The following is a 23,527-nucleotide window of genomic DNA, read 5'->3' as shown; positions in this document are numbered from 1 at the left end:
ATAAAGAAAACAGTTAAGACATTATATGCGTCACAACTGTTTTCTTTCCGACTTTAACGAACAGGAATATTTAAGATGCTTCCTTCTTCCAGCTCATATTCATCTTCTAAATTATTTACTCGTAAAATGTTTTGTACATTCGTATTATAGCGGTTTGCTATCGTATCAAGCGAATCTCCGTCTTGAACAATACAAAGCTTCCACGTTGAAAAAGCTTCTTCTTCCCGCGAAAAGAGCTTTGTTAAATAAAGGGCGTTTTCATTTCGTCCGCTTTCATTTTCTTCTTTACGAAATTCAACAATAATCTTTTCCTCTTCTTGCTCAGCTTCTTCTTGCTCAGCCTCTTGTTGAACGCCAGCATACGTCAATTCACTAGCTTGCGATTCTTCTAAACTTTCTTGCTCTTGACGAAGCTGAAACAGCTCAATCACATTGTCCTCTCTTTCTTCCTCGATTTGTGCCTCTTTTTTCACTTCGACTTCAAATGGTTCATATGCTTCCTCTTCATATTCCACGACCTGCTCAGCACGAGATTCTTTTTTAAATACAGATGAAAAATAACTAGGAGGCTCTTCTGAATGATCTTCTTCAATAGCCTCTGCCTCTAAAAGTGCAGGAGCTTCACGATAGCTTACGTCAAACTCTTGCTCCTCTTGTTCCTCTTGTTCCTCTTGCTCCTCTTCTTCTTGAGCAAAGTTTTCAGTATATACCTCTTCAGCATCGTCTGCTTCTTCATAGGAGACGATGTGATGTTCTTCCGCAAACTCTTCCTCTTCTTCTCGTTCTTCATGCTGTTCTCCATACAATCCTGTGATGGACAAGTCAGCCATTAGCTGCAGCTGATTTGTGCCTGGCAATTCATAATCAAATAAATCAATAGATACATATACATCTTCAATACTTTGAATACGATTTTTAGGAATGGTAATATCAACAGGAAATTGATGTGATAATTCAGCCGTTCCGTCTTCACGGACAGAGATAGATTGCACTTGATTCTCATTTGTATATTCGCGTAACGAGTGCTCTCCCTCGTACGTTTCGTATTCACCTGTTAATTGTAATGCTCCTCGAATAGACACATATTGGTCATATTCTTGAATAGATACTTGAGGCTCTAAGGAGATAGACAAAAGTTGTGAGACTTCCTGTCCTTTTTGAAACCATACTGATTCTTCTACGGAAAAACGCAGACATGATAAATTATCCTGCGACAAATTGTTCTCCCCCTTCCAACACCCGCCAGGTAATAGCGCGGTCATTAAAGATGTATGAACAAATAAATTAAAATATGTCTTGAAAACTAAAAAAGCTTACGGAATCCTCCGTAAGCTTTGATATAAAAGTTATTCTTATTTGGCTGTTTATCCACGCAACTTTGAAAAAGCTTTTTCAGCTGCTGCAATTGTATGTTCAATGTCTGCATCCGTATGAGAAGTTGATAAAAACATTCCTTCGAACTGAGAAGGAGGTAAAAACACGCCTTCATTAGCCATTTCACGATAGTAAGCTGCAAAATAATCTAAATTCGATGTTTTTGCTGTTTCGTAATTTATTACCTGTTCGTTTGTAAAGAAGAAACCGATCATTGAACCAGCTCGGTTTACGGTAAACGGTACATCATATTTTTCAGCTGCTGCCATCAATCCTTCTTCTAATCGATCTGCTTTACGAATGAACTCATCGTAGGATTGAGGTGTCAGCTGTGTTAATGTCTCGTATCCAGCGGTCATCGCAAGCGGATTACCTGATAATGTACCTGCTTGATAAATAGGGCCGCTTGGTGCAACTCGCTCCATAATTTCAGCTTTACCACCGTAAGCACCTACTGGTAAACCACCACCGATTACTTTCCCTAGGCAAGTTAAGTCAGGCGTAATGTTGTAGTAGCCCTGTGCACAGTTGTACGCTACTCGGAACCCTGTCATTACTTCATCAAAAATGAGCAGTGAGCCATAATCTGATGTGATATCACGAAGCCCTTGTAAGAAACCTGGTTGAGGTGGTACCACACCCATATTTCCTGCTACCGGTTCAACGATTACTCCGGCAATGTCATCTCCGAATTCTTTAAAAGCATATTGTACGCTTTCTAAATCATTGTACGGCACTGTAATCGTATTTTTAGCGATTCCTTCAGGCACTCCCGGACTATCTGGTAGGCCTAACGTTGCAACGCCTGAGCCTGCTTTAATGAGAAGAGAGTCACCGTGTCCATGGTAACAGCCTTCAAATTTTAAAATTTTGTTGCGGCCCGTATAGCCACGTGCTAAACGCAGTGCGCTCATCGTTGCTTCCGTACCTGAACTTACCATACGGACGATTTCGATTGAAGGAACGCGCTCAATCACAACCTTAGCAAGCTCATTTTCAATTAATGTTGGTGCACCAAAGCTTGTGCCAGATTCCGTTACTTTTTTTACTGCTTCAACTACTTGATCGTTGGAATGTCCGTGAATTAAAGGTCCCCATGATAAGACGTAGTCAATATATTTGTTGCCGTCAATATCGTAAATCGTAGCGCCTTTTCCTCGTTCCATAAAAATAGGATCCATATCTACTGATTTAAATGCACGAACAGGACTGTTTACTCCACCCGGCATTAATTGCTGCGCTTCTAAAAAAGCTGCTTTTGACTTTTCATAACTTCTCATGTGTAAGCCTCCTTAATTACTTGTCAGATAACCAGCGTGCTGCGTCTTTAGCATGATACGTTACAATTAAATCCGCTCCTGCACGCTTCATGCTAATTAATTTTTCAAGAACAATCTCTTTTTCATTTACCCAGCCGTTTTGAGCTGCCGCTTTAATCATTGAATATTCACCGCTCACATTATAAGCCACTACGGGTAAATTAAACGTATTTTTTACATCGCGCATAATATCTAAATATGATAGAGCTGGTTTTACAATTAAGAAATCTGCTCCTTCTTCAACATCAGATTCCGCTTCCCGAAGTGCTTCTAAGCGATTGGCTGGGTCCATTTGATATGTTTTACGGTCTCCAAATTGAGGAGAAGAATGCGCTGCATCACGGAATGGTCCGTAAAAAGCAGATGCATATTTAACAGCATAAGACATCACCGGTACATCTTCAAATCCAGCTTCGTCTAGACCGTGGCGAATAGCTGCCACGAAACCGTCCATCATGTTTGAAGGCGCAATAATATCCGCTCCTGCTTTAGCTTGACTAACCGCTGTACGCGCTAATAAGTCAAGGCTAGGATCGTTTAAGATTTTTCCGTCTTCAATTACACCACAGTGTCCATGATCTGTGTATTGACACAAGCATGTATCTGCGATAACAACAAAGTCTGGAAAATTTTCTTTAATTTGACGAATACCTTTTTGGACAATTCCGTGGTCATGGTATGCCTGTGAGCCGACGGCATCTTTTTCGGCGGGAACCCCAAATACCATAGCTGACTTAATTCCTAAATCGACTAGCTCTTGGATTTCATCATTCAAGTAGTCTAAAGAAATTTGATCGACACCTGGCATTGATTTTACAGCATTTCTTTTTTGTTCACCTTCTACAATAAAAATAGGATATATAAAGTCTTCAGGATGTAAATGTGTTTCACGTACAAGCGCACGCATATTTACAGAATTACGAAGACGACGATGACGTGTAAATTGTAAATCTTTCATGTTAAAATCCTCCTTTATTATTCAAAACAACTAACCAACATATCTATCATACCATTTATTGTGTATGTGTTAGGAACAAGATGCTTAATTCCATATTCGCTCGCTGTCTGACTCGTAATAGGACCGATGCAAACAACTTTGGTTCTGTTTATAAGCTCAAGCCAATTCGGGATATCTTTAACTGACTCGACAAAAAATCTCACTGTAGAAGAACTTGTAAAAGTAATGGCATCAATTCCTGTTTTTACATGTTGCTTAACCAAGCGTTCAGAGTCTCGATTTCGAATGGTCTGATATACAACTAAATCCGTTACCTCACACTCTTTTAACCCATCTTTTAAAACAGAGCGGGCTAATTGTCCTCGTACAAGGAGAACTCGCTCGTGATGTGACACATTTTCTTTTAACGACTCAAGAAGTGACTCCGCAACGTATTCTTTTGGAACAAGTTGCACGTTAACATCGTGTTTTTCTAGCAATTTTGCGGTTTTTTCTCCAACCGCAGCCACTTTTAATCTTTTTAAAGCACTGCGACTGACATTTAACTCTTTTAGCCATTCAAAGAAAAAAGAAATGCCGTTTTGACTTGTAAAAACAATCCAATCAAAACAGTCAATCGACAGCAGGACATCTTCCACTTCTTTTTCGTTGTTAGAACGTGCGAACGTGAGGACTGGTAGGCTTAAAGGTATGCCTCCAAGCTTTTTAATCTGTGCTGCAAATGAAAGAGCCTGCTTCGCTTCTCTTGTAATCAAAACTTTTTTCAAAAAAAGAGGAGCCTCATGACTCATTACTTGTCCAGCTCCTCTTTTACACGATCAATTAAAAGCTTAGCTCCTTGAGATGTTAAGCGCTCAGCAGCCTCTGAACCGATAGCAACGGGGTCTTTTCCCGTAATGTGCTCTTTATAAATTGTTTTGCCATCAGGAGACGCAACTAGCGACGTTAGCTCAATGTTTCCGCCGTCCAATATACGCCCATAACCCGCAATCGGCACTTGGCATCCGCCTTCCATCTCTTTTAAAAATACGCGTTCAGCGCTAACAGCACGAGCCGTTTCATCATGATTTAGAGCTTGAAGAAGCGATAATAATTCATCGTCATTTTCTCGGCATTCAATAGCTAAAGCTCCTTGTCCTACAGCGGGAACGCTTATTTCCGGCTCTAGGTACTGAGTGACCGTATCTTTTGACCAGCCCATACGAGATAACCCTGCAGCTGCCAAGATAATCGCATCGTAATCTTCATTTTTTAATTTCTCTAGGCGTGTGTCGATATTTCCTCGAATCCATTTAATTTCGATATCTGAACGCATAGATAGAAGCTGTGCTCCTCGACGCAAGCTGCTTGTCCCAATCACAGCACCGCTTGGCAGCTCCTCAAATCGTTCACCATTTTTTGAAATAAGCGCATCACGATGATCTTCTCGTAAAGGAATACATCCAATCGTTAATCCTTCTGGCAAAACAGCCGGCATATCTTTCATACTATGAACGGCCATATCAATTTCTTTATCTAACATGGCTTGTTCAATTTCTTTTACAAAAAGGCCTTTACCGCCTACTTTGGACAGCGTTACATTTAAAATTTGGTCCCCTTTTGTAACCATTTCTTTAATTTCAAACTCAAAAGGAAGACCTTGTTTTTTTAACTGTTCAATGACCCACTTGGTCTGTGTTAACGCAAGTTTGCTTCGACGAGAGCCGACAATAATTTTTCGCATGTTGTCCTCCTAATTACGAACCCCAAAAGTGAAAATTCGATAAACTGCCAAATAAAAAGAAATTAATAAGTAAGACTAAGAACAATCCAATATTCCACATTGCGATTGCCTTTCCTTGAATACCTCTGCGCAGTCTAGCATACAAGTAAGCACTGTATGCAACAAACATTAAAAATGAACCTAACACTTTTGTATCGTACCAATGAAAATCTACGTATTTAATATAAGCCCATATGATTCCTAAGATTAACGAAAGCAATAACAGCGGTACACCAATTAAAATTAATACATAGGACATGTAATCTAGCTTTGTTAAATCTTCAATTCTTAGCAAGCGCTTGCCCCACTTCTTCTTTTTCAATAAATTATACTGAACAAGATACAGAGCGGAAAAAACAAAAGAGACTGAAAAAGCGCCGTAAGATAAAATAGCCATGGTAATATGAATGATTAATAATTCTGACACAAGGCGCTCCGACTGGACAGCAGTGTATGTTTCAAGTGGAGCAAACGTATGAATAGCCATAATTAAGAAACCAATCACATTTGTAAAAAACACCATAAAATCAACGCGAAACAGGCGATTAATCACAAGTGAAAGAGTAATTAATACCCACGCGTAAAAATACAGCCCTTCAGAAACGGTAAGAATAGGAAACCTTCCCGTCTCAAACATTCGTAAAATTAAAAAGGCCGTTTGCAAAACCCACACAATAGAAAGTAACCAGAAGGCTATCGAGTTTGCCTTCCGGTTATTTTGTACAAAATCAATAAAATATAATAAAACGCTCACCGCGTATAAAATCACAATCAATTCATAGATTCTGGTTAATTCCATATCAACCATTATTCAATCCTCACTTAAGACTGATAAGCTACTGAATGAGACGTAATCGATGTATGAAGCTGCTCTTCTTTTTCTTTTTGCAAAGCAACTTCCTGTTCAATATTAAAAATCTTCATGAACAGCTCTAAAGACTCTTCAGCATGTTTCTCTCCAGCCAATTCTTTCGCGTGTAAAATTGGATCGCGAAGAAGTTGATTAATTATACTTTTTGTATGTTTATTTAAAACTTTGCGCTCACGCTCAGATAAATCTGGGAGCTTACGATCAATGCTTTTCATCGTTTCAGCTTGAATGGTAAGTGCTTTTTGACGAAGTGCAGAAATAACAGGCACAACGCCTAATGTACCAAGCCAAGACTTGAAAGCAACAATTTCAGCTTCAAGCATAATTTCAATTTCATCCGCAGCTTTTTGACGCTCTTGCAAATTGGATTCTACAATCCCGTTTAAATCGTCGATATCGTATAAAAAGACCGTCTCTAGCTCATCTAGTTCTGGATCTAAGTCACGCGGAACGGCGATGTCTACCATAAACAATGGGCGGCCTTTACGCGTACGCTCGGCTTCACTCATCATTTGTTTCGTTACTACATAGTCATTAGCTCCTGTTGAACTAATTAAGATATCTGCTTCGCTTAAAGCATGTTGAAGATCAGCAAATGGTTTCGCTTCTCCAGAAAAACGGTTTGCTAGCTCTTGTGCCTTTTCAAATGTTCGATTCACTACCGTTACTTTTTTAGCTCCGCTGCCATATAAATTCTGTACGGCAAGCTGACCCATTTTTCCCGCACCAAGAATCAACACATGTTTGGACGATAAGTCTCCAAAAATCTTTTTAGCAAGCTCTACGGCTGCATAGCTGACAGAAACTGCATTCGCACCAATTTCTGTTTCATGATGAGCTTTTTTGGCTAATGTCACAGCTTGTTTAAACAGCTGATTAAAAACCGTTCCAATTGTTTCTTCTTCTTGAGCAAGCAAAAAGCTTGAACGCACTTGTCCAAGAATTTGTGTTTCACCAATCACCATTGAATCTAATCCACATGCTACTCGGTATAAATGTTCGATGGCTCCATCATTTTCATAGATGGTTAAATAAGGCGAAAACTCTTCTTTATCTATTCCGAACCATTCAGCTAAAAATGCTTTTACATAATAACGGCCCGTGTGCAATTGATCAACAACAGCATAAATTTCCGTACGATTGCATGTTGAAACAATGATGTTTTCCAAAATACTTTTTTGGCCGCTTAACGTTTTCATGGCAGATGCTAGTTCTTGCTCATTAAAACTAAGCTTTTCTCTTATTTCAACAGGGGCTGTTCGAAAGTTTAAGCCGACTGCTATAATATGCATTTGTACATACCCCCTATAATTGAAATGTGCTTATTTATCCGAATTTGACGGGCAGTAACCCCTAAATTCCCAAAGAGCTACAGTGAGATAACTGCCCGTAAAATCCGGCGTTCTTCATTCTACTATTCGTAAAAAGCGGCGGACATTACACAGATGTAAGCTTCGCCTTATCTCTAACTATTATAACATGTTCTATAAGTCATTCGAAAAAAAAATGTGAACAGTCTTTGAAAACATGTGTTAAGATATTAACTGTTATTCCGTAATAAATTGTATCAAAAAAGCAGCGTTTTATCACGTTTTCTGTTTTGAAACACCTGGAGGTTACTATGAAAAAGCAATCAATGTTTTTTGGTGTCTTACTAGTTGGATTTGGAATCTTTTTCTTACTGAATGAACTACATATGAGCATTGCAGCAAAGGTATACACGTGGCCTGTACTGTTAATTTTAATAGGAGCAGCCCTGTTAACTGAGTCTGCTTTATCTCAAGATCATTCAAACTTGCTTGCAAGCTACATATTAATCACTTTAGGTATTCATTTCTATGTAAGTGAACAAATTCCCTTTTGGCCTACGAATATTAGCATGGTCGTTTTTATGGTGGCCATTAGCTTTTTACTTAGTGCTAGAAAAGCCAAATCAGGCTTTTTCCAAGGCGGCACCCTTTTAATTATTGCCATTTTAATGATGTTTTCAGACCGTCTTAAACTATTTTTGCCAAAAGTTGAAGACGGCGTAAATTATTTAACAACCTTCTGGCCTATTTTATTGTTACTAGTTGGGCTATATTTATTATTTTTCAAACGAAAGTAATCTATGTAAACAAGTTAAAAAAATGGAACGTTTGACTCACTTCCTGTTAGAGTGATGATAAACGTTCCATTTTTTTAGCTTCTATTCCTTTGTTTAGTGAGTCATGCGATACTGCAAAGATTTCCACGCTTTATCTTTTCCTTCACCTGTTTCAGATGAGAAATGAATTAATTCATCATTTGGATCTAAGTCCAGCGTTTCTCTCACTACTTTTAAATGCTTTTGCCATTTTCCTTTAGGAATTTTATCAGCTTTCGTTGCAATAACCATAACGGGAAGGTCATGGTGCTTCAAAAACTCATACATCATAACGTCATCCTTTGAAGGAGCATGGCGTAGATCAACAATCATTAACACAGCTTTAAGCTGCTCACGATTTGTTAAATACGTTTCAATCATTTTCCCCCATGCTTCACGCTCTTTTTTAGACACTTTTGCAAATCCGTAGCCAGGTACGTCTACAAAGTGAAGGATTTCATTAATTAAAAAGAAGTTAAGCGTTTGAGTTTTTCCAGGCTTAGACGACGTACGCGCTAAGCTTTTGCGATTGAGCATCTTATTAATAAAAGATGATTTTCCTACATTTGAACGGCCTGCTAACGCAAACTCTGGCAGGTTTTCTTTAGGATATTGTTCAGGGCGTACGGCACTGATGACAATATCGGCTTGAGTTACTTTCATTTTACCTCTCCTACTAGCGCATGTTCCAATACTTGGTCCACATGTGACACAAGAACGATGTCTAATTCCTCTTGTACACTGTCAGGGATATCTTCAATATCACGTTCATTATCATGAGGGATTAATATTTTAGTTAATCCGGCACGATGTGCACTAAGTGACTTTTCTTTTAAACCACCGATTGGTAATACGCGACCTCTTAGTGTAATTTCTCCTGTCATTCCTACTTCTCTACGCACTGGTTTACCCGTTAGTGCTGATACTAGAGCAGTGGCAATGGTAATTCCTGCAGAAGGTCCATCCTTTGGTACAGCTCCTTCTGGAACATGGATATGAATATCATGTTTTTCATAAAACTTTTCATCAATTCCTAGTTTCTCTGCATTTGAACGCACGTAGCTAAATGCTGCCTGAGCTGATTCTTTCATCACGTCTCCAAGCTTTCCGGTTAGCACTAGTCTTCCTTTACCAGGGGACAAGCTTACTTCAATGGCTAGCGTGTCTCCTCCTACAGTTGTGTAAGCAAGACCTGTAGCAACGCCGACTTGATCTTCCGTCTCAGCCTGTCCGTAACGGAACCTAGGCTTACCAAGGAATTCTTCAAGCGTTTTAGCCGTCACCACCACGCGTTTTTTCTCGCCAGAGACTACGATACGAGCTGCTTTTCGACAAATGGAAGCAATTTCGCGTTCAAGGTTACGAACACCAGCTTCTCTCGTATATAAACGGATGATTGCTGTTAACGCGTCATCGCGAATCTGCAAATTGCCCTTTTGCAGTCCATGATTTTCTAGCTGGCGCAGCAATAGGTGACGCTTCGCGATTTCAAGCTTTTCCAGCTCCGTGTAACCAGCAATTTGAATAATTTCCATTCGATCGCGCAGCGGCCCTGGAATCGTAGCTAAGTTATTAGCTGTAGCCACGAACATCACTTTTGATAAATCATACGTTTCTTCTATATAGTGATCGCTGAAATTATGGTTTTGTTCAGGATCCAATACTTCTAACAAAGCAGAAGACGGGTCTCCACGGAAATCATTTGACATTTTATCGATTTCATCAAGCAGAAATACCGGATTAATCGTTCCCGCTTTTTTCATTCCTTGAATAATGCGTCCAGGCATAGCTCCCACGTACGTGCGACGATGACCGCGGATTTCCGACTCATCTCTCACGCCGCCTAGAGACACTCGTACAAAATGACGATCTAGAGACGTAGCAATTGAACGGGCTAGGGATGTTTTCCCTACGCCAGGAGGTCCTGCTAAACATAAAATAGGACCTTTAAGAGATTTTGTCAACTGCTGCACAGCTAGATATTCTAATACGCGTTCCTTCACTTTTTCAAGGCCATAGTGCTCATCGTTCAGCACTTGTTCAGCATTATGAATATTGAGCGTATCTTCCGTTTCATTTGTCCAAGGTAGCGCAATCAACCACTCGATATAATTTCGAATAACTGAGCTTTCAGCGGAGGTAGCAGGAATTTTTTCATAGCGATCCAATTCTTTAAACGCTACTTGTTTGACGTGGTCCGTCATCCCACTTGCTTCAATTTTTTCGCGAAGTGTTGCTACTTCTCCCGTCTTTCCTTCTTTGTCTCCAAGCTCTTTTTGAATCGCCTTCATTTGCTCACGAAGATAATACTCTTTCTGAGTGCGTTCCATTGATTTCTTTACACGCTGTCCAATTTTTTTCTCCAGCTGCAAAACTTCTTGCTCGTCTTGAATATGAGAAATGATCGTATTTAATCTTTCTTTCACATCAGTTATTTCTAAAATTTCTTGTTTAAGCTGAATTTTTATTGGTAAATGAGAGGCTACAATATCCGCTAATCTTCCTGGTTCTTCAATGTCGCTTACGGTTGAAAGAGTTTCAACGGACACCTTTTTGGAAAGCTTTATGTATTGTTCGAAATAGTCTAAAAGCGTGCGCATCAGCGCTTTATCTTCTACATCAACCTGATGTTCTTCGTTTTGCTTTTCCACGTGCACAACAAAATATTCTTCGCTGTCTTCAAATTCTGTAACGTTTACGCGATTTAGTCCTTCTACTAAGACACGCATCGTTCCATTCGGCAACTTTAGCATTTGTTTAATTTTTGCTAACGTACCGGTTCTATATAAATCCTCTTTTGTTGGTTCATCGATACCCATATCTTTTTGTGATACTAAACAAACTAAGTGATCATCCATCATTGCTTTTTCTAATGCTTGCACAGATTTATCTCGCCCAACATCTAAATGAAGCACCATTGTCGGATAGACGATCAAACCTCGTAAAGGCAATAGCGGCATTGTCAATTTTTCTTTTTCTGCCATGCAATGAACACCTCCAATGCTCGTCAATTAAAGTATGTAAAGTGTGAATTCTTTTAACAATTTTATCTCATTTGTATACACATGTCTAACAATAGTAATTACTAATTGTACCATGAGAAAGAATTAAAAGGCAAAATATATCTTTTTAAGCTCTTTTCATAAAAAAACGCCTTTTTCGTTGGCTGTGTATAAAGGTTTTATACGCGAAAAAGGCGATGAATATTCATCTGACCATTAATTTTTAATTATCATGATAGAATTAGCTAGATTCTCTAGTTGAAATAGCTGGATCTACCGACAAATGTGCAACATGCTCATGTACAGACAATAGTGCTTGTTCGAACACCTCTGTTAAATGATGGACAGGAATAATATCGATACCTTTTACCTTTTCTACCATTGCATTCATATTTTCTTTTGGCACAATCACCGTCTGAACGCCTGCTTGTTTTGCTGCTTTGATTTTTGGAATCACGCCGCCAATTGGCTTTACGTTGCCGTGCAGACCAATTTCTCCTGTCATTGCTACCGTATGTTTGATTGGCACTTCATAAATCGCTGAGTAGATACCTGTTGCCATCGCAATACCGGCAGAAGGTCCATCAATTGGCACGCCTCCCGGAAAGTTCACATGAATATCATACTCATCGGCCGGAACATCCATTGAGCGAAGAACAGTTATGACATTTTCAATTGAGCTTTTAGCCATACTTTTACGGCGAATAGACTTCCCTTGAGTCCCTATACTTTCCTCTTCAACGATACCCGTAATAATAATGTTCCCTTTCTCTTTTGCAGGAATCGCTTTGACTTCAATTTCTAAAAGTGCTCCAGAGTTGGGCCCGTACACCGCTAATCCATTAATAAGCCCCACTTTTTCCTCATCTGCAATTTTCGGATCGTGTCTTGGAGATAGTTGACTAGAATGAACAATCCATTCAATATCTTCATTTTTAATGTCCGTTCGTTCCTCTGATATCGCTAATCCAGCCGCAATTTGCATCATATTAACCGTTTCACGTCCATTGCGTGCATATGTAGAAAACAGAGATAAACCTTCTTCTGATATATCCATTCTTACTTTATTTGCTGCTTTTTTTGCAACTGTAATAATTTCGTCGCGATCAAGCTCACGGAAAAATACCTCTACGCATCTGGAACGAATGGCAGGCGGAATTTCATTAGGCGTTCTAGTCGTCGCACCAATCAAACGAAAGTCTGCTGGCAACCCATTTTGAAAAATATCGTGAATATGTGTTGGGATTTGTGTGTTTTCTTCGCTGTAATAGGCGCTTTCCATAAACACTTTTCGATCTTCTAGAACCTTTAACAGCTTATTCATCTGAATAGGATGGAGCTCTCCAATTTCATCAATAAATAAAATTCCCCCGTGTGCATCTGTAACCGCTCCTTGTTTTGGCTGCGGAATTCCAGCTTGGCCCATGGCACCCGCTCCTTGGTAAATAGGATCATGAACAGACCCAATCAAAGGATCAGCAATGCCTCGCTCATCAAAACGCGCCGTAGTTGCATCTAATTCTACAAATACAGCCGATTGTTTGAAAGGTGATTTTTTATTTTTTTTTGCTTCTTCTAACACTAAACGTGCTGCTGCAGTTTTTCCTACTCCAGGCGGCCCGTATACAATCACGTGCTGTGGATTAGGACCGCAAAGGGCAGCCTTTAGTGACCGAATTCCATCCTCTTGTCCGACAATATCGGAGAAGCTAGACGGCCTCACACGTTCGGCAAGCGGCTCAGTTAAAGAGATGGCTCTCATTTTCTGCAATTGCTCCATTTCTTTCTTTGAATCCCGGTCAATTGAGACTTTTTGCGTACGCTGATTGCGTAATAAATTCCAAAAATATAAGCCAATGATGATACCAAAAAAGAGTTGGACCATTAAGGCAATATTCGTCCAGTTCATAGATAAACCTCCTGCGCAGTTTAGTAAGATAATTATCAGTTATTATCTCCCTGCAACAGTAGGAATAAACAAGATTCTAGTAAAAAGTAAAATTTAGTTGTGCTTCATCACCAGAAAAAAGCCGGGTACTCAAATTGAGTACCCGGCTTTTTTTATGCTGATGTTTTGCTGCCTTCTTGAATAGTAGATCCGTCTTCTAATACGAACTTAGGAGCCGCTTGATCACGAACAGTTTCACCTGTGATAATACATTTTGTAATATCATCACGTGAAGGAAGATCAAACATTACATCTAACATAATACCTTCAATGATTGAACGTAGACCACGAGCACCTGTTTTACGCTCGATTGCTTTTTTAGAAATTTCTACTAAAGCCTCGTCTTCGAACTCAAGTTCAACGTCATCAAGTTCAAGCATTTTTTGATATTGTTTCACTAGTGCATTTTTCGGTTTTGTTAAAATCTCAACTAGCGCTTCTTCATCAAGAGGCACTAAGCTAGCAGTAACCGGTAAACGACCAATAAACTCTGGAATTAAACCGAATTTTAATAAATCTTCCGGTAATACTTTTGCTAGTAACTCTTTTTCTGTAAAGTCTTGTTGTTTTGTTTCTGAACCGAAACCAATTACTTTTTTACCTAGACGACGCTTAATAATAGGTTCGATTCCGTCAAATGCACCACCGCAAATAAATAAGATATTTGTTGTATCAATTTGAATAAATTCTTGATGAGGGTGTTTACGTCCACCTTGAGGAGGAACGCTTGCTACAGTACCTTCTAAGATTTTAAGAAGAGCCTGCTGCACACCTTCACCTGATACATCACGTGTAATAGATGGGTTTTCAGACTTACGCGCTACTTTATCAATTTCATCGATGTAGATGATGCCTTTTTCAGCTTTCTCCACATCGTAATCAGCTGATTGAATTAATTTTAATAAGATGTTTTCAACATCTTCTCCTACATAACCCGCTTCTGTTAGAGATGTTGCATCTGCAATCGCAAACGGTACGTTTAAAATACGAGCCAATGTTTGAGCTAGTAAAGTTTTACCGCTTCCTGTAGGTCCAATTAATGCAATATTACTTTTTGATAACTCAACGTCATCAATTTTGCTGTTTGAATTGATTCGTTTGTAATGGTTGTATACCGCAACGGATAACGATTTTTTCGCATCCTCTTGACCAATTACATACTCATCTAAAATGTCACGAATTTCTTTTGGTTTTGGTACATCTTTAAATTCTACTTCTTCTTCTGTACCTAACTCTTCTTCTACGATTTCCGTGCAAAGTTCAATACATTCATCGCATATGTAAACACCTGGACCCGCAACTAACTTGCGTACTTGTTCTTGTGTTTTACCACAAAATGAGCATTTTAACTGCCCTTTTTCATCGTTAAATTTAAACATAATTTTCACCCCTTGTAGTATTTACTAAAGTGCTCGAAGCTGATTTCTATCCGCGCTATAGCCCAACAACATGAACAACTCATCTATTTGTAGGTAAATGCCCCTCTTTATTACATAGTAAAAGCGCTATGAAAAGATTTGTATTGCATTTTACCATACATTTTCTTGAATAGATACTAAAACGTTTTATGTATATGTTGTTGATGAGCATAACAGAATGGAGATCTGCTATTATATAGTGTCCTCTTATTGGGCCTATTTCATAACCACGGATTTCAAACAATGGGTTAAAGCTGCTTCTACGGTGTTGGTTATGATATAAAAAAACTATTGAAGTTTATAAAACAAGGCACGATCAAGTCGCGCCTTGTTTCTTACTTACTATTATGCAACAGCTTTGCTGTTTTCTACAAGAAATTCAACTGCTTTACGTACTTTCATATCTTCTTTAATGCTATCAAGACTGCCAAGCACTTTCTTAATTTCTTCGACAGGCATGTTGTACATTCCTGCCATGTTTTCTAATTCTTTTTCTACTTCTTCTTCGCTTACTTCAAGATTTTCAGCTTTTGAAATAGCTTCTAGCGTTAAGTTGATTTTCACACGCTTTTCAGCATCCGGACGCATTTGGTCGCGAAGAGCTTTGTCATCTTGACCTGAGAATTGGAAGTAAAGTTCAAGGTTAAGACCTTGCATTTGTAAACGTTGTTCAAACTCTTGCATCATACGATCCATTTCAGTATTGAACATTGCTTCTGGAATTTCTACTTCAGCATTTTCAGCAGCTTTTTCTACTAAAGTGTCGCGAAGAGCTGATTCCGCTTGATTCTCTTTATCGCTTTGTAATTTTTCTTTTGTTTTTGCTTTTAACGCTTCTAAAGTTTCTACTTCTTCATCTACGTCTTTTGCAAACTCATCATCTAAAGCTGGAAGCTCTTTAGATTTGATTTCGTGTAATTTCACTTTGAATTTAGCAGCTTTACCAGCTAGCTCTTCAGCGTGATACTCTTCAGGGAATGTTACTTCCACTTCTTTTTCAGCGCCTACTTCAAGACCAACTAGTTGCTCTTCAAAGCCAGGGATGAATGTGTTAGAACCGATTTCTAAAGAATAGTTTTCGCCTTTTCCGCCTTCAAATGCTTCGCCATCAACGAAACCTTCAAAGTCGATTACAGCTGTATCGCCTTCAGCTACTGTTCCTTCTTCTTTAACAACTAGTTCAGCGTGACGCTCTTGAAGTGTTTTTAATTCAGCTTCAACGTCTTCGTCTGTTACAGTTGTATCAACTTTTTCTACTTCTAAGTTTTTGTATTCGCCTAATTTAACTTCAGGCTTAACAGTTACTTTAGCAGTGAAAACTAGAGGTTGTCCTTTTTCGATTGTTTCAACATCGATTTCTGGACGATCAACCGGCTCGATACCAACTTCAACAATTGCATTGCTGTAAGCTTCAGGTAATAAGATGTCTAGTGCATCTTGGTATAAAGATTCTACGCCAAAACGTTTTTCGAAAAGTGGACGAGGCATTTTACCTTTACGGAACCCTGGTACGTTTACTTGTTTTACAACTTTTGTGAATGCTTTATCTAAGGCTTTATCAAACTCAGCAGCTTCAACTTCTACTGTTAAAACGCCTTGATTTCCTTCTTGTTTTTCCCATTTTGCAGACATGAATGTTTCCCTCCAAAATCATTTTAAGTAGTGATTTCTAAACTAGATAATGCAGATAGCCTATCAGTTCAACCTCAATCATTATCTATTTAACTCCCTATTACTTTAAAGTAAGTAGGAATGTAATGTAAAGATGAAATTCTACTATACGTATTTAAGTGCATTTTACAACCATTATATTATAACATACAACAATGACGTTTCAACTAAACACCACATTTTATATAAAAGAAATTTCTTCAATTTCTTTTAGCTCTTTAATTGCCTTTCTTAATTCAGCTGCGGAGAAACTTCCGTCTTCCTCTGCTACAGCTGCATCTGACTCTTCTCCTTGCATCATCAGACTAACAGCATACACCGCTTCTGTCCAAAGTTTTACATTATCACCCGGTAAAAACGGAAATGTAATAAATAAATGACGCTGCCATATTTCAACGGCAACCTGCAGCAATGTAGGATTTTCATGCTCCAGCTTTTCCGTCAGCTGCGCTTCTACTTGCTCGGCAAACAAATACGGTGTTGTTCGTTGAAGCTGAAGCGCATTTACTTTTTTCGTCTCTCCAAACTTACTAATCATAAAATCAATGTCTACTTCTTCTTCCATGACTGTTTTTAAAGCGACTGTTTTTACTATAGGGTGAACAGCTTCAGATGAAAATAGCTGTTCCAGAAAGAAGCGCTGCTTTTCAATTCTCTTTGTTTTTAATGAATGAACCCATTCAAGCTGATCTTGAATATTGTCTAGAGCTGTGAATGATTTAAACTGCTCTAGCTGTTCTTCTTCTGTTTGTTCTTCTATGACTTGTTCTTGATTCATTCTATTCTTGCAGAACTCCAATAGCTGATAAAGCTGTTCAGCATGTTCAGAAGGGAGTTTGTGTTCTTGAATAACTGCTTGTAGAGTGACGTATCCTTCATGATAGTGACCAAGCTGAATTAACACCATGAGGTACATTTGCAAATTATGATAATAATCGCCAATATCTTCTTTCAGCATTTGCTCACATAATTCCTTAGCTATGCCTGCATCACCGAGCTCTACGTGACAAATAACAAGACCAAGTAAAATTTCATGATGCTTATTATCAAGTTCATAGGCCTGCTCAAATAAAGGTAGTGCTTCTTGAAACTGCTTGTGCTGCATATGATCTGTAGCTTTTTCAACCAACCGTTCTTTTAATAGAGGAAAAGCTACAATTTTGTTTTGTTGTTCATTCGACATGTTTTCTCCCCACTTCGCGGTCCATTTGCTTTACAGTTTAGCAATTGAATTAACGGAACGCAAAAAAATCGAGCAAAATCATCATTTTGCTCGATTTTTGGTTAATATCTTACCGTTTTTGCTTCATAAGCAGAAATGTCGTCTTCAAAAGAAAGCGTATAGCCAATTTCATCATATCCGTTAACAAGCATATATTTCCAATGTCTATTGATATCAAACGTACGTTCAAAGCCTGCTTCATCGGTAATTTTTTGCTGATGAAGATCGATTGTACAGGCGTAAGAAGCACTTTGAGACTCTTTCATTAAATAGGAAACATCTTCTTTTGGTAAAACAATAGGTAAAATACCATTTTTTAGACAGTTTTGTTTAAAAATATCTGCAAATGAAGGTGCGATAATAGCACGAAACCCGTAGTCTAAAAGGGCCCACGGAGCGTGTTCACGTGACGAACCACATCCGAAGTTCTCGTCAGCTACAAGAATTGTTGCTCCTTGATTTTGAGGCTGATTTAATTCAAACGTTTCATTTAACGTTTCATCTTCATTATATCGCCAATCAAAAAATAGAAATTGGCCAAACCCAGTACGCTCAATTCTTTTCAAAAATTGCTTTGGGATAATTTGATCAGTATCTACGTTTGCTCGGTCGAGACCTGCTACTTTCCCTGTGTGGATTGTAAAAGCATTCATCTGTGTTCTCCTCCTCATCGCACCGCTTGTTCTTGTAGTTTGCGCACATCAACAAAATGTCCATATACCGCTGCCGCTGCTGCCATTACCGGGCTTACTAAATGCGTTCTGGCGCCTTTTCCTTGGCGTCCTTCAAAATTGCGGTTAGAAGTGGACGCACAGTGTTCGCCTTGTGGAACTAAGTCAGAGTTCATGCCTAGACACATGCTGCAGCCTGAGTCTCTCCAATCAAAACCTGCTTCAATAAAAATAGCAGATAACCCTTCTTCTTCAGCCACTCGCTTTACTTTTTGAGAACCTGGTACAATGATCGCTCGCACATCTGGTGACACTTTCTTTCCTTTAATAAAGGCTGCCACGTCACGAAGATCAGACAAACGAGCATTCGTACATGAACCGATAAACACATGCTGAACTGGAATCTCTTCTATTGCCATGCCAGGCTGTAAGCCCATATACTCAAGTGCTCGTGACAAAGACTTTCTCTCAGCTTCTGTTTTACACTCTTCTAATGTAGGAACTTGCTTGCTAACATAAGAACTCATCGCCGGGTTTGTTCCCCATGTTACAACAGGTTCAATTATATCTGCATCAATTTCCAGCGTTTCATCGTACGTTGCACCTTCATCTGTTGCTAAAGCCGCCCATGCTTCCACTGCTTTTTCAAACTGTTCTCCTTTAGGAGCATACTGACGTCCTTTAATATAAGAGAACGTGACATCGTCTGGACTGATTAGACCAGCTTTTGCACCGGCTTCAATAGACATATTACAAATGGTCATGCGCTCTTCCATTGAAAGATCGCGAATACATTCGCCCGTAAATTCCACGATTGAACCCGTTCCAAAATTCACGCCGAATTTTTGAATTATTGCTAACACAATGTCCTTAGCATAAACGCCAGGCTGCTTTTTGCCATTTACTTTCACTTGTAGCGTTTTTGGTTTCGCTTGCCATAGCGTTTGTGTTGCTAAAACATGCTCTACCTCACTAGTTCCTATCCCAAAAGCAAGCGCTCCAAATGCACCGTGAGTAGATGTATGACTATCTCCGCACACAATGGTTTTTCCAGGCTGAGTTAATCCTAATTCCGGTCCAATGATATGCACAATTCCTTGCTCTTCACTTGTTAAATCTAAAAGCTTCACACCAAACTCATGACAGTTTTCAGATAGTTTGTCTACTTGTTTCTTTGCAATCGGATCTTTAATATTAAAACGGTCAACCGTTGGAATGTTGTGATCCATTGTAGCAAACGTTAAGTCTGGACGCTTTACTTGGCGATTTGCCACGCGAAGACCTTCAAATGCTTGAGGAGACGTTACTTCATGAATAAGATGAAGATCGATATATAATAAGTCCGGCTTCCCCTCTTCTCGACGTACAACATGTTGTTCCCAAAGCTTATCAATAATTGTTTTTGGTTTCATACTGCTCCTCCTTTCTGATTATGAAAAACGTTTCTCACAAAACGTGAGAAACGCATGATTAACTGTAAGCTGTCATAATGCTTGAAATGGCAGAATCATTGGCAATTACCGCAGTTATCGCCTCCACCATTTTATCGGTACCTAAATAATGATTACCGTCTGCTAAGTCAGCTGTTCGATGACCTGCATGTAATACACTTTCAACCGCTTGTTCAATCACTGCTGCTTCTTTTTCTAATCCAAATGAATGTCTAAGCAACATTGCTGCAGATAAAATAGCAGCAATCGGATTAGCTTTGTTTTGACCAGCAATATCTGGTGCAGAACCGTGAACCGGTTCGTATAGAGACGGACCATCAGCCGTTAAGCTGGCAGATGGCAACATTCCTAACGATCCTGTCAGCATAGAAGCCTCATCACTCAAAATATCACCAAACATATTTTCAGTTACCACTACATCAAAATACTTCGGATTACGAATTAACTGCATAGCAGCTGAATCTACAAGCATATGCTCAAGCTCTACATCCGGGTAGTCTTTTGCTACTTCTTCAGCTACTTCACGCCACACTCTACTAGACTCAAGCACATTCGCTTTATCAACAGACGTTACTTTTTTACGTCGATTTACAGCCGTGTCAAATGCTTGGCGAATAATTCTTTCTATTTCTGTACGCTTATAAAATAATGTGTCGACAACTGTTTCTTCATTTCCTTCTGTTCGGCGCTCGCTAGGCTTACCAAAATATAAACCTCCTGTTAGCTCGCGGACGATAATGAAGTCAACACCTTCAATGTATTCTTTTTTCAGAGGAGAGGCATCCGCTAAGCTATCATAAAACGTCACCGGACGAAGATTAGCATATAAATCCAGTTCTTTTCGAATAGCTAGCAAACCTTTTTCCGGTCGCAAATGTGAAGGGTTACGATCCCATTTTGGCCCTCCAACTGATCCAAGTAATACAGCATCCGCCTGCTTACAAGTCTCAATTGTACTTTCTGGAAGAGGTGTGCCCGCCTCATCAATTGCAGCTCCGCCAATTAGTCCATACGTAAACTCAAATTGATGATCAAAGCGCTCTCCAATTGCTTTTAAAACGGCAACAGCGCCTTTGGTTACTTCTGTTCCTACGCCGTCACCCGGTAATACAGCGACTTTTTTTGTCATGGTAGTCTCTCCCTTCAGTTCACATTACTTCTTGCTTTGTACGATGCTGCTGAATAGCGATTAAACGATTAATAGCGTTCAGATATGCTTTCGCTGACGATTCTAATACATCAAATGCTACTCCGCGTCCGCTTGCTTCAGTTCCTTCGCTTTCAACCTTCACAAATACTTCAGCCAGTGCATCCGGTCCACCGTTAATAGACTGAATACGATAGTCTAATAGTTTTACATCTTGTTCAACACAGCGCTGCAGCGTATTATAGATAGCTTCCACGCTTCCAGATCCCGTAGCTGCTTCTTGAATCTCTTCGCCGTTTTCTTTGCGAAGCGTAATCGTAGCCGTAGGAATATTGTTCGTACCATACTGAACTTGCAGACTTTCAAGCTTATATTCACTGTCTTTGCTAACTTGCTTTTGAATGACTAATGCCAATAAATCATCGTCGGTAATGTCTTTTTTCTTATCTGCTAAGTCTTTAAACTTCTCAAAAAGCACGTTTGCTTCTGTATCTTCCAACGTGAATCCAAGCTCTACTAAGCGTGTACGGAACGCATGACGGCCTGAATGTTTACCAAGCACAATTGGATTTTGTTTAACACCCACAAGTTCTGGGGAAATAATCTCATATGTTAACGGATTTTTTAAGACGCCATCTTGGTGAATACCTGATTCATGAGCAAAAGCATTTTTTCCGACAATTGCTTTATTTGGTGCAATATTCATCCCTGTAAGCTTACTGATAATGTCACTCGTACGCTTGATTTCAGGTAAGATAAGACCTGTGCTCGCTTGATAGAAATCTTGACGGACATGAAGCGCAAGTGCTACTTCTTCAAGAGCTGCGTTACCCGCACGCTCTCCGATTCCGTTAATCGTTCCTTCAATTTGAGTAGCTCCTGCTTCAATAGCAGCCATTGAATTGGCCACAGCTAGCCCTAAGTCATCGTGGCAGTGAGCTGACAAATCAACTTTATGAATATTTGACACATGTTCTTTTAAGTAATTAAATACTGATTGATAGTCACCAGGAGTGATAAATCCTACTGTATCTGGAATATTAACGACTTTTGCACCAGCATCAATAACTGCTTCTACAATTCTAGCTAAAAACGGTAAATCTGTTCGACATGCATCTTCAGCAGACCATTGAACAACCGGGAATTTTTTACTTGCGTACTTCACCATTTCCACTGCTGTTTCAAGTACTTCATCAGGTGTTTTTTTCAATTTATGCTGCATATGAATTTCGGAAGTAGCGATAAAGACATGCAGTCTTGGTTCTGCACTTTCTTTTAACGCCTCCCATGCAATGTCAATATCTTTTGTAACAGACCTTGCAAGGCCTGTTACAGAAGAGTTTTTGACAATAGACGCAATTTCTTTTACGGATTGAAAATCACCTTTTGAAGAAGCGGGAAATCCAGCTTCAATGATGTCGATACCTAATCGCTCTAACTGCTTAGCAATTTCAAGCTTTTCTTGTAGGTTTAAATTGACTCCAGGTGACTGTTCACCATCGCGTAGCGTCGTGTCAAATAGTTTAATTTTTTGCACTAGCGATCACCGCTTCTTTCTTTTGTTTTTTAACAAATGGCATCATTTCACGTAATTGAGCGCCAACTTTTTCAATTAAATGTTCGTTTTCACGGTTATTGATAGCTGTAAATTCCGGACGATTTGCTTGGTTTTCTAGGATCCAGCCTTTTGCAAATTTACCTGTTTGGATATCTTCAAGCACTTTTTTCATTTGTTCTTTTGAACGCTCATCTACAACGCGTGGTCCTGAAACGAAGTCACCCCATTGAGCTGTATCAGAGATTGAATAACGCATGCCTTCCATTCCGCCTTCATACATAAGGTCAACAATTAATTTTAATTCGTGTAAACACTCAAAATATGCAACTTCCGGTTGGTAGCCAGCTTCTACAAGCGTTTCAAAACCAGCTTTAACTAATGAAGTTAAACCACCGCAAAGTACTGCTTGCTCACCGAAAAGATCTGTTTCTGTTTCTTCTTTAAATGTTGTTTCTAATACACCCGCACGAGCTGAACCGATTGCTTTAGCATAAGCTAACGCTACGTCTTTTGCTTCTCCAGTTACATCTTGGAATACTGCGAATAACGCCGGTACACCAGCTCCTTCTTCATACGTTCTTCTTACAAGGTGACCAGGGCCTTTTGGAGCTACTAAGAATACGTCAACAAATTCAGGTGCTACGATTTGGTTAAAGTGAATGTTGAAACCGTGAGCAAATACTAAAGATTTTCCTGGTTTTAGTCCTGGAAGAATTTCTTCGTTATAAACTTTTGGCTGATACTCATCTGGAAGTAATACCATTACTACTTCTGCTTGTTGAACTGCATCTTTTACAGATAATACAGTGAAACCGTCTTGCTCTGCTTGGTCCCATGATTTACCTTTACGTAATCCTACTACCACGTTTACTCCGCTGTCGCGTAAGTTTTGTGCATGAGCGTGACCTTGTGAACCATAACCTACGATTGCTACTGTTTTACCTTGTAATAATTGATCCTTTGCATCTCCGTTATAATATACCTTTGTCATAATAAATCTCTCCTCTTAGTTTATATAGTTTTATATAGT

The 23,527-nt window shown here is 39.2% G+C and carries 19 protein-coding genes; 1 reads left to right on the top strand and 18 read right to left on the bottom strand.

Annotated features, from left to right (window positions below; genetic code table 11):
* Positions 1-53 precede the first annotated feature (53 nt).
* From spoVID to hemA, 7 genes are all read right to left on the bottom strand, one after another.
* Positions 54-1,217 (bottom strand): stage VI sporulation protein D, encoded by a 1,164-nt coding sequence (gene spoVID / locus SB717_RS07050; RefSeq protein WP_074677669.1) that lies wholly within the window; start codon positions 1,215-1,217, stop codon positions 54-56.
* Positions 1,218-1,364: 147 nt separating this feature from the next.
* Positions 1,365-2,654, bottom strand: coding sequence for a glutamate-1-semialdehyde 2,1-aminomutase (gene hemL, locus SB717_RS07045; protein WP_074677671.1), 1,290 nt, complete (start codon positions 2,652-2,654; stop codon positions 1,365-1,367).
* A gap of 16 nt (positions 2,655-2,670) precedes the next feature.
* Positions 2,671-3,651 (bottom strand): porphobilinogen synthase, encoded by a 981-nt coding sequence (gene hemB, locus SB717_RS07040; RefSeq protein ID WP_014458109.1) that lies wholly within the window; start codon positions 3,649-3,651, stop codon positions 2,671-2,673.
* A 17-nt stretch (positions 3,652-3,668) separates the two neighbouring features.
* Positions 3,669-4,442, bottom strand: coding sequence for a uroporphyrinogen-III synthase (locus SB717_RS07035; RefSeq protein ID WP_410903509.1), 774 nt, complete (start codon positions 4,440-4,442; stop codon positions 3,669-3,671).
* Complete coding sequence (gene hemC, locus SB717_RS07030; protein WP_098622782.1) at positions 4,442-5,374, bottom strand: hydroxymethylbilane synthase; 933 nt, start codon at positions 5,372-5,374, stop codon at positions 4,442-4,444. Before hemC ends, SB717_RS07035 begins: the two co-directional genes overlap by 1 nt.
* Before the next feature lie 13 nt (positions 5,375-5,387).
* Positions 5,388-6,221: a cytochrome C assembly family protein gene (locus tag SB717_RS07025; protein WP_013059361.1), complete on the bottom strand. Its 834-nt coding sequence runs from the start codon at positions 6,219-6,221 to the stop codon at positions 5,388-5,390.
* 14 nt (positions 6,222-6,235) lie between these two features.
* A complete protein-coding gene (gene hemA / locus SB717_RS07020) occupies positions 6,236-7,576 on the bottom strand; it encodes a glutamyl-tRNA reductase (RefSeq protein WP_013085134.1) in 1,341 nt (446 codons plus the stop codon).
* A gap of 329 nt (positions 7,577-7,905) precedes the next feature.
* Here hemA and SB717_RS07015 point away from each other — a divergent pair, with 329 nt between their 5' ends.
* Entirely contained in the window at positions 7,906-8,391 is a 486-nt protein-coding gene (locus SB717_RS07015; RefSeq protein ID WP_013059363.1) for a LiaF transmembrane domain-containing protein, read from the top strand.
* A 93-nt stretch (positions 8,392-8,484) separates the two neighbouring features.
* Here SB717_RS07015 and yihA read toward each other — a convergent pair whose 3' ends face one another.
* The 11 genes from yihA to ilvC form a co-directional block, all read right to left on the bottom strand.
* Complete coding sequence (yihA, locus tag SB717_RS07010) at positions 8,485-9,072, bottom strand: ribosome biogenesis GTP-binding protein YihA/YsxC (protein ID WP_013059364.1); 588 nt, start codon at positions 9,070-9,072, stop codon at positions 8,485-8,487.
* Entirely contained in the window at positions 9,069-11,393 is a 2,325-nt protein-coding gene (gene lon, locus SB717_RS07005) for an endopeptidase La (protein ID WP_028410554.1), read from the bottom strand. Before lon ends, yihA begins: the two co-directional genes overlap by 4 nt.
* Positions 11,394-11,652: 259 nt before the next feature.
* Positions 11,653-13,320 (bottom strand): ATP-dependent protease LonB, encoded by a 1,668-nt coding sequence (lonB, locus tag SB717_RS07000; RefSeq protein WP_013085136.1) that lies wholly within the window; start codon positions 13,318-13,320, stop codon positions 11,653-11,655.
* Between the two features lie 152 nt (positions 13,321-13,472).
* Entirely contained in the window at positions 13,473-14,738 is a 1,266-nt protein-coding gene (gene clpX / locus SB717_RS06995; RefSeq protein WP_013059367.1) for an ATP-dependent protease ATP-binding subunit ClpX, read from the bottom strand.
* Positions 14,739-15,122: 384 nt separating this feature from the next.
* On the bottom strand, positions 15,123-16,409 hold the full coding sequence (gene tig, locus SB717_RS06990) for a trigger factor (protein WP_410903508.1): 1,287 nt from the start codon (positions 16,407-16,409) through the stop codon (positions 15,123-15,125).
* Positions 16,410-16,629: 220 nt separating this feature from the next.
* Positions 16,630-17,631, bottom strand: coding sequence for a tetratricopeptide repeat protein (locus SB717_RS06985; protein ID WP_097824646.1), 1,002 nt, complete (start codon positions 17,629-17,631; stop codon positions 16,630-16,632).
* Positions 17,632-17,732: 101 nt separating this feature from the next.
* Entirely contained in the window at positions 17,733-18,323 is a 591-nt protein-coding gene (gene leuD / locus SB717_RS06980; RefSeq protein WP_410903507.1) for a 3-isopropylmalate dehydratase small subunit, read from the bottom strand.
* Positions 18,324-18,337: 14 nt separating this feature from the next.
* A complete protein-coding gene (leuC, locus tag SB717_RS06975; RefSeq protein WP_074677684.1) occupies positions 18,338-19,753 on the bottom strand; it encodes a 3-isopropylmalate dehydratase large subunit in 1,416 nt (471 codons plus the stop codon).
* A gap of 58 nt (positions 19,754-19,811) precedes the next feature.
* Positions 19,812-20,921, bottom strand: coding sequence for a 3-isopropylmalate dehydrogenase (gene leuB, locus SB717_RS06970; RefSeq protein ID WP_013059372.1), 1,110 nt, complete (start codon positions 20,919-20,921; stop codon positions 19,812-19,814).
* Positions 20,922-20,940: 19 nt separating this feature from the next.
* Positions 20,941-22,476 carry a 2-isopropylmalate synthase gene (locus SB717_RS06965; protein ID WP_025750618.1) on the bottom strand — a complete coding sequence of 512 codons (1,536 nt, stop codon included), beginning with the start codon at positions 22,474-22,476 and terminating at the stop codon, positions 20,941-20,943.
* Complete coding sequence (gene ilvC, locus SB717_RS06960) at positions 22,463-23,488, bottom strand: ketol-acid reductoisomerase (RefSeq protein WP_013085141.1); 1,026 nt, start codon at positions 23,486-23,488, stop codon at positions 22,463-22,465. Before ilvC ends, SB717_RS06965 begins: the two co-directional genes overlap by 14 nt.
* Between the last annotated feature and the right edge of the window lie 39 nt (positions 23,489-23,527).

This window comes from Priestia sp. SIMBA_032 (genome assembly GCF_046535215.1).
GTDB classification, from domain to species: Bacteria; Bacillota; Bacilli; order Bacillales; family Bacillaceae_H; genus Priestia; species Priestia aryabhattai.
The sequence above is the reverse complement of the archived record's forward strand: the minus strand, read 5'-3'. Positions and strand labels throughout refer to the sequence as shown.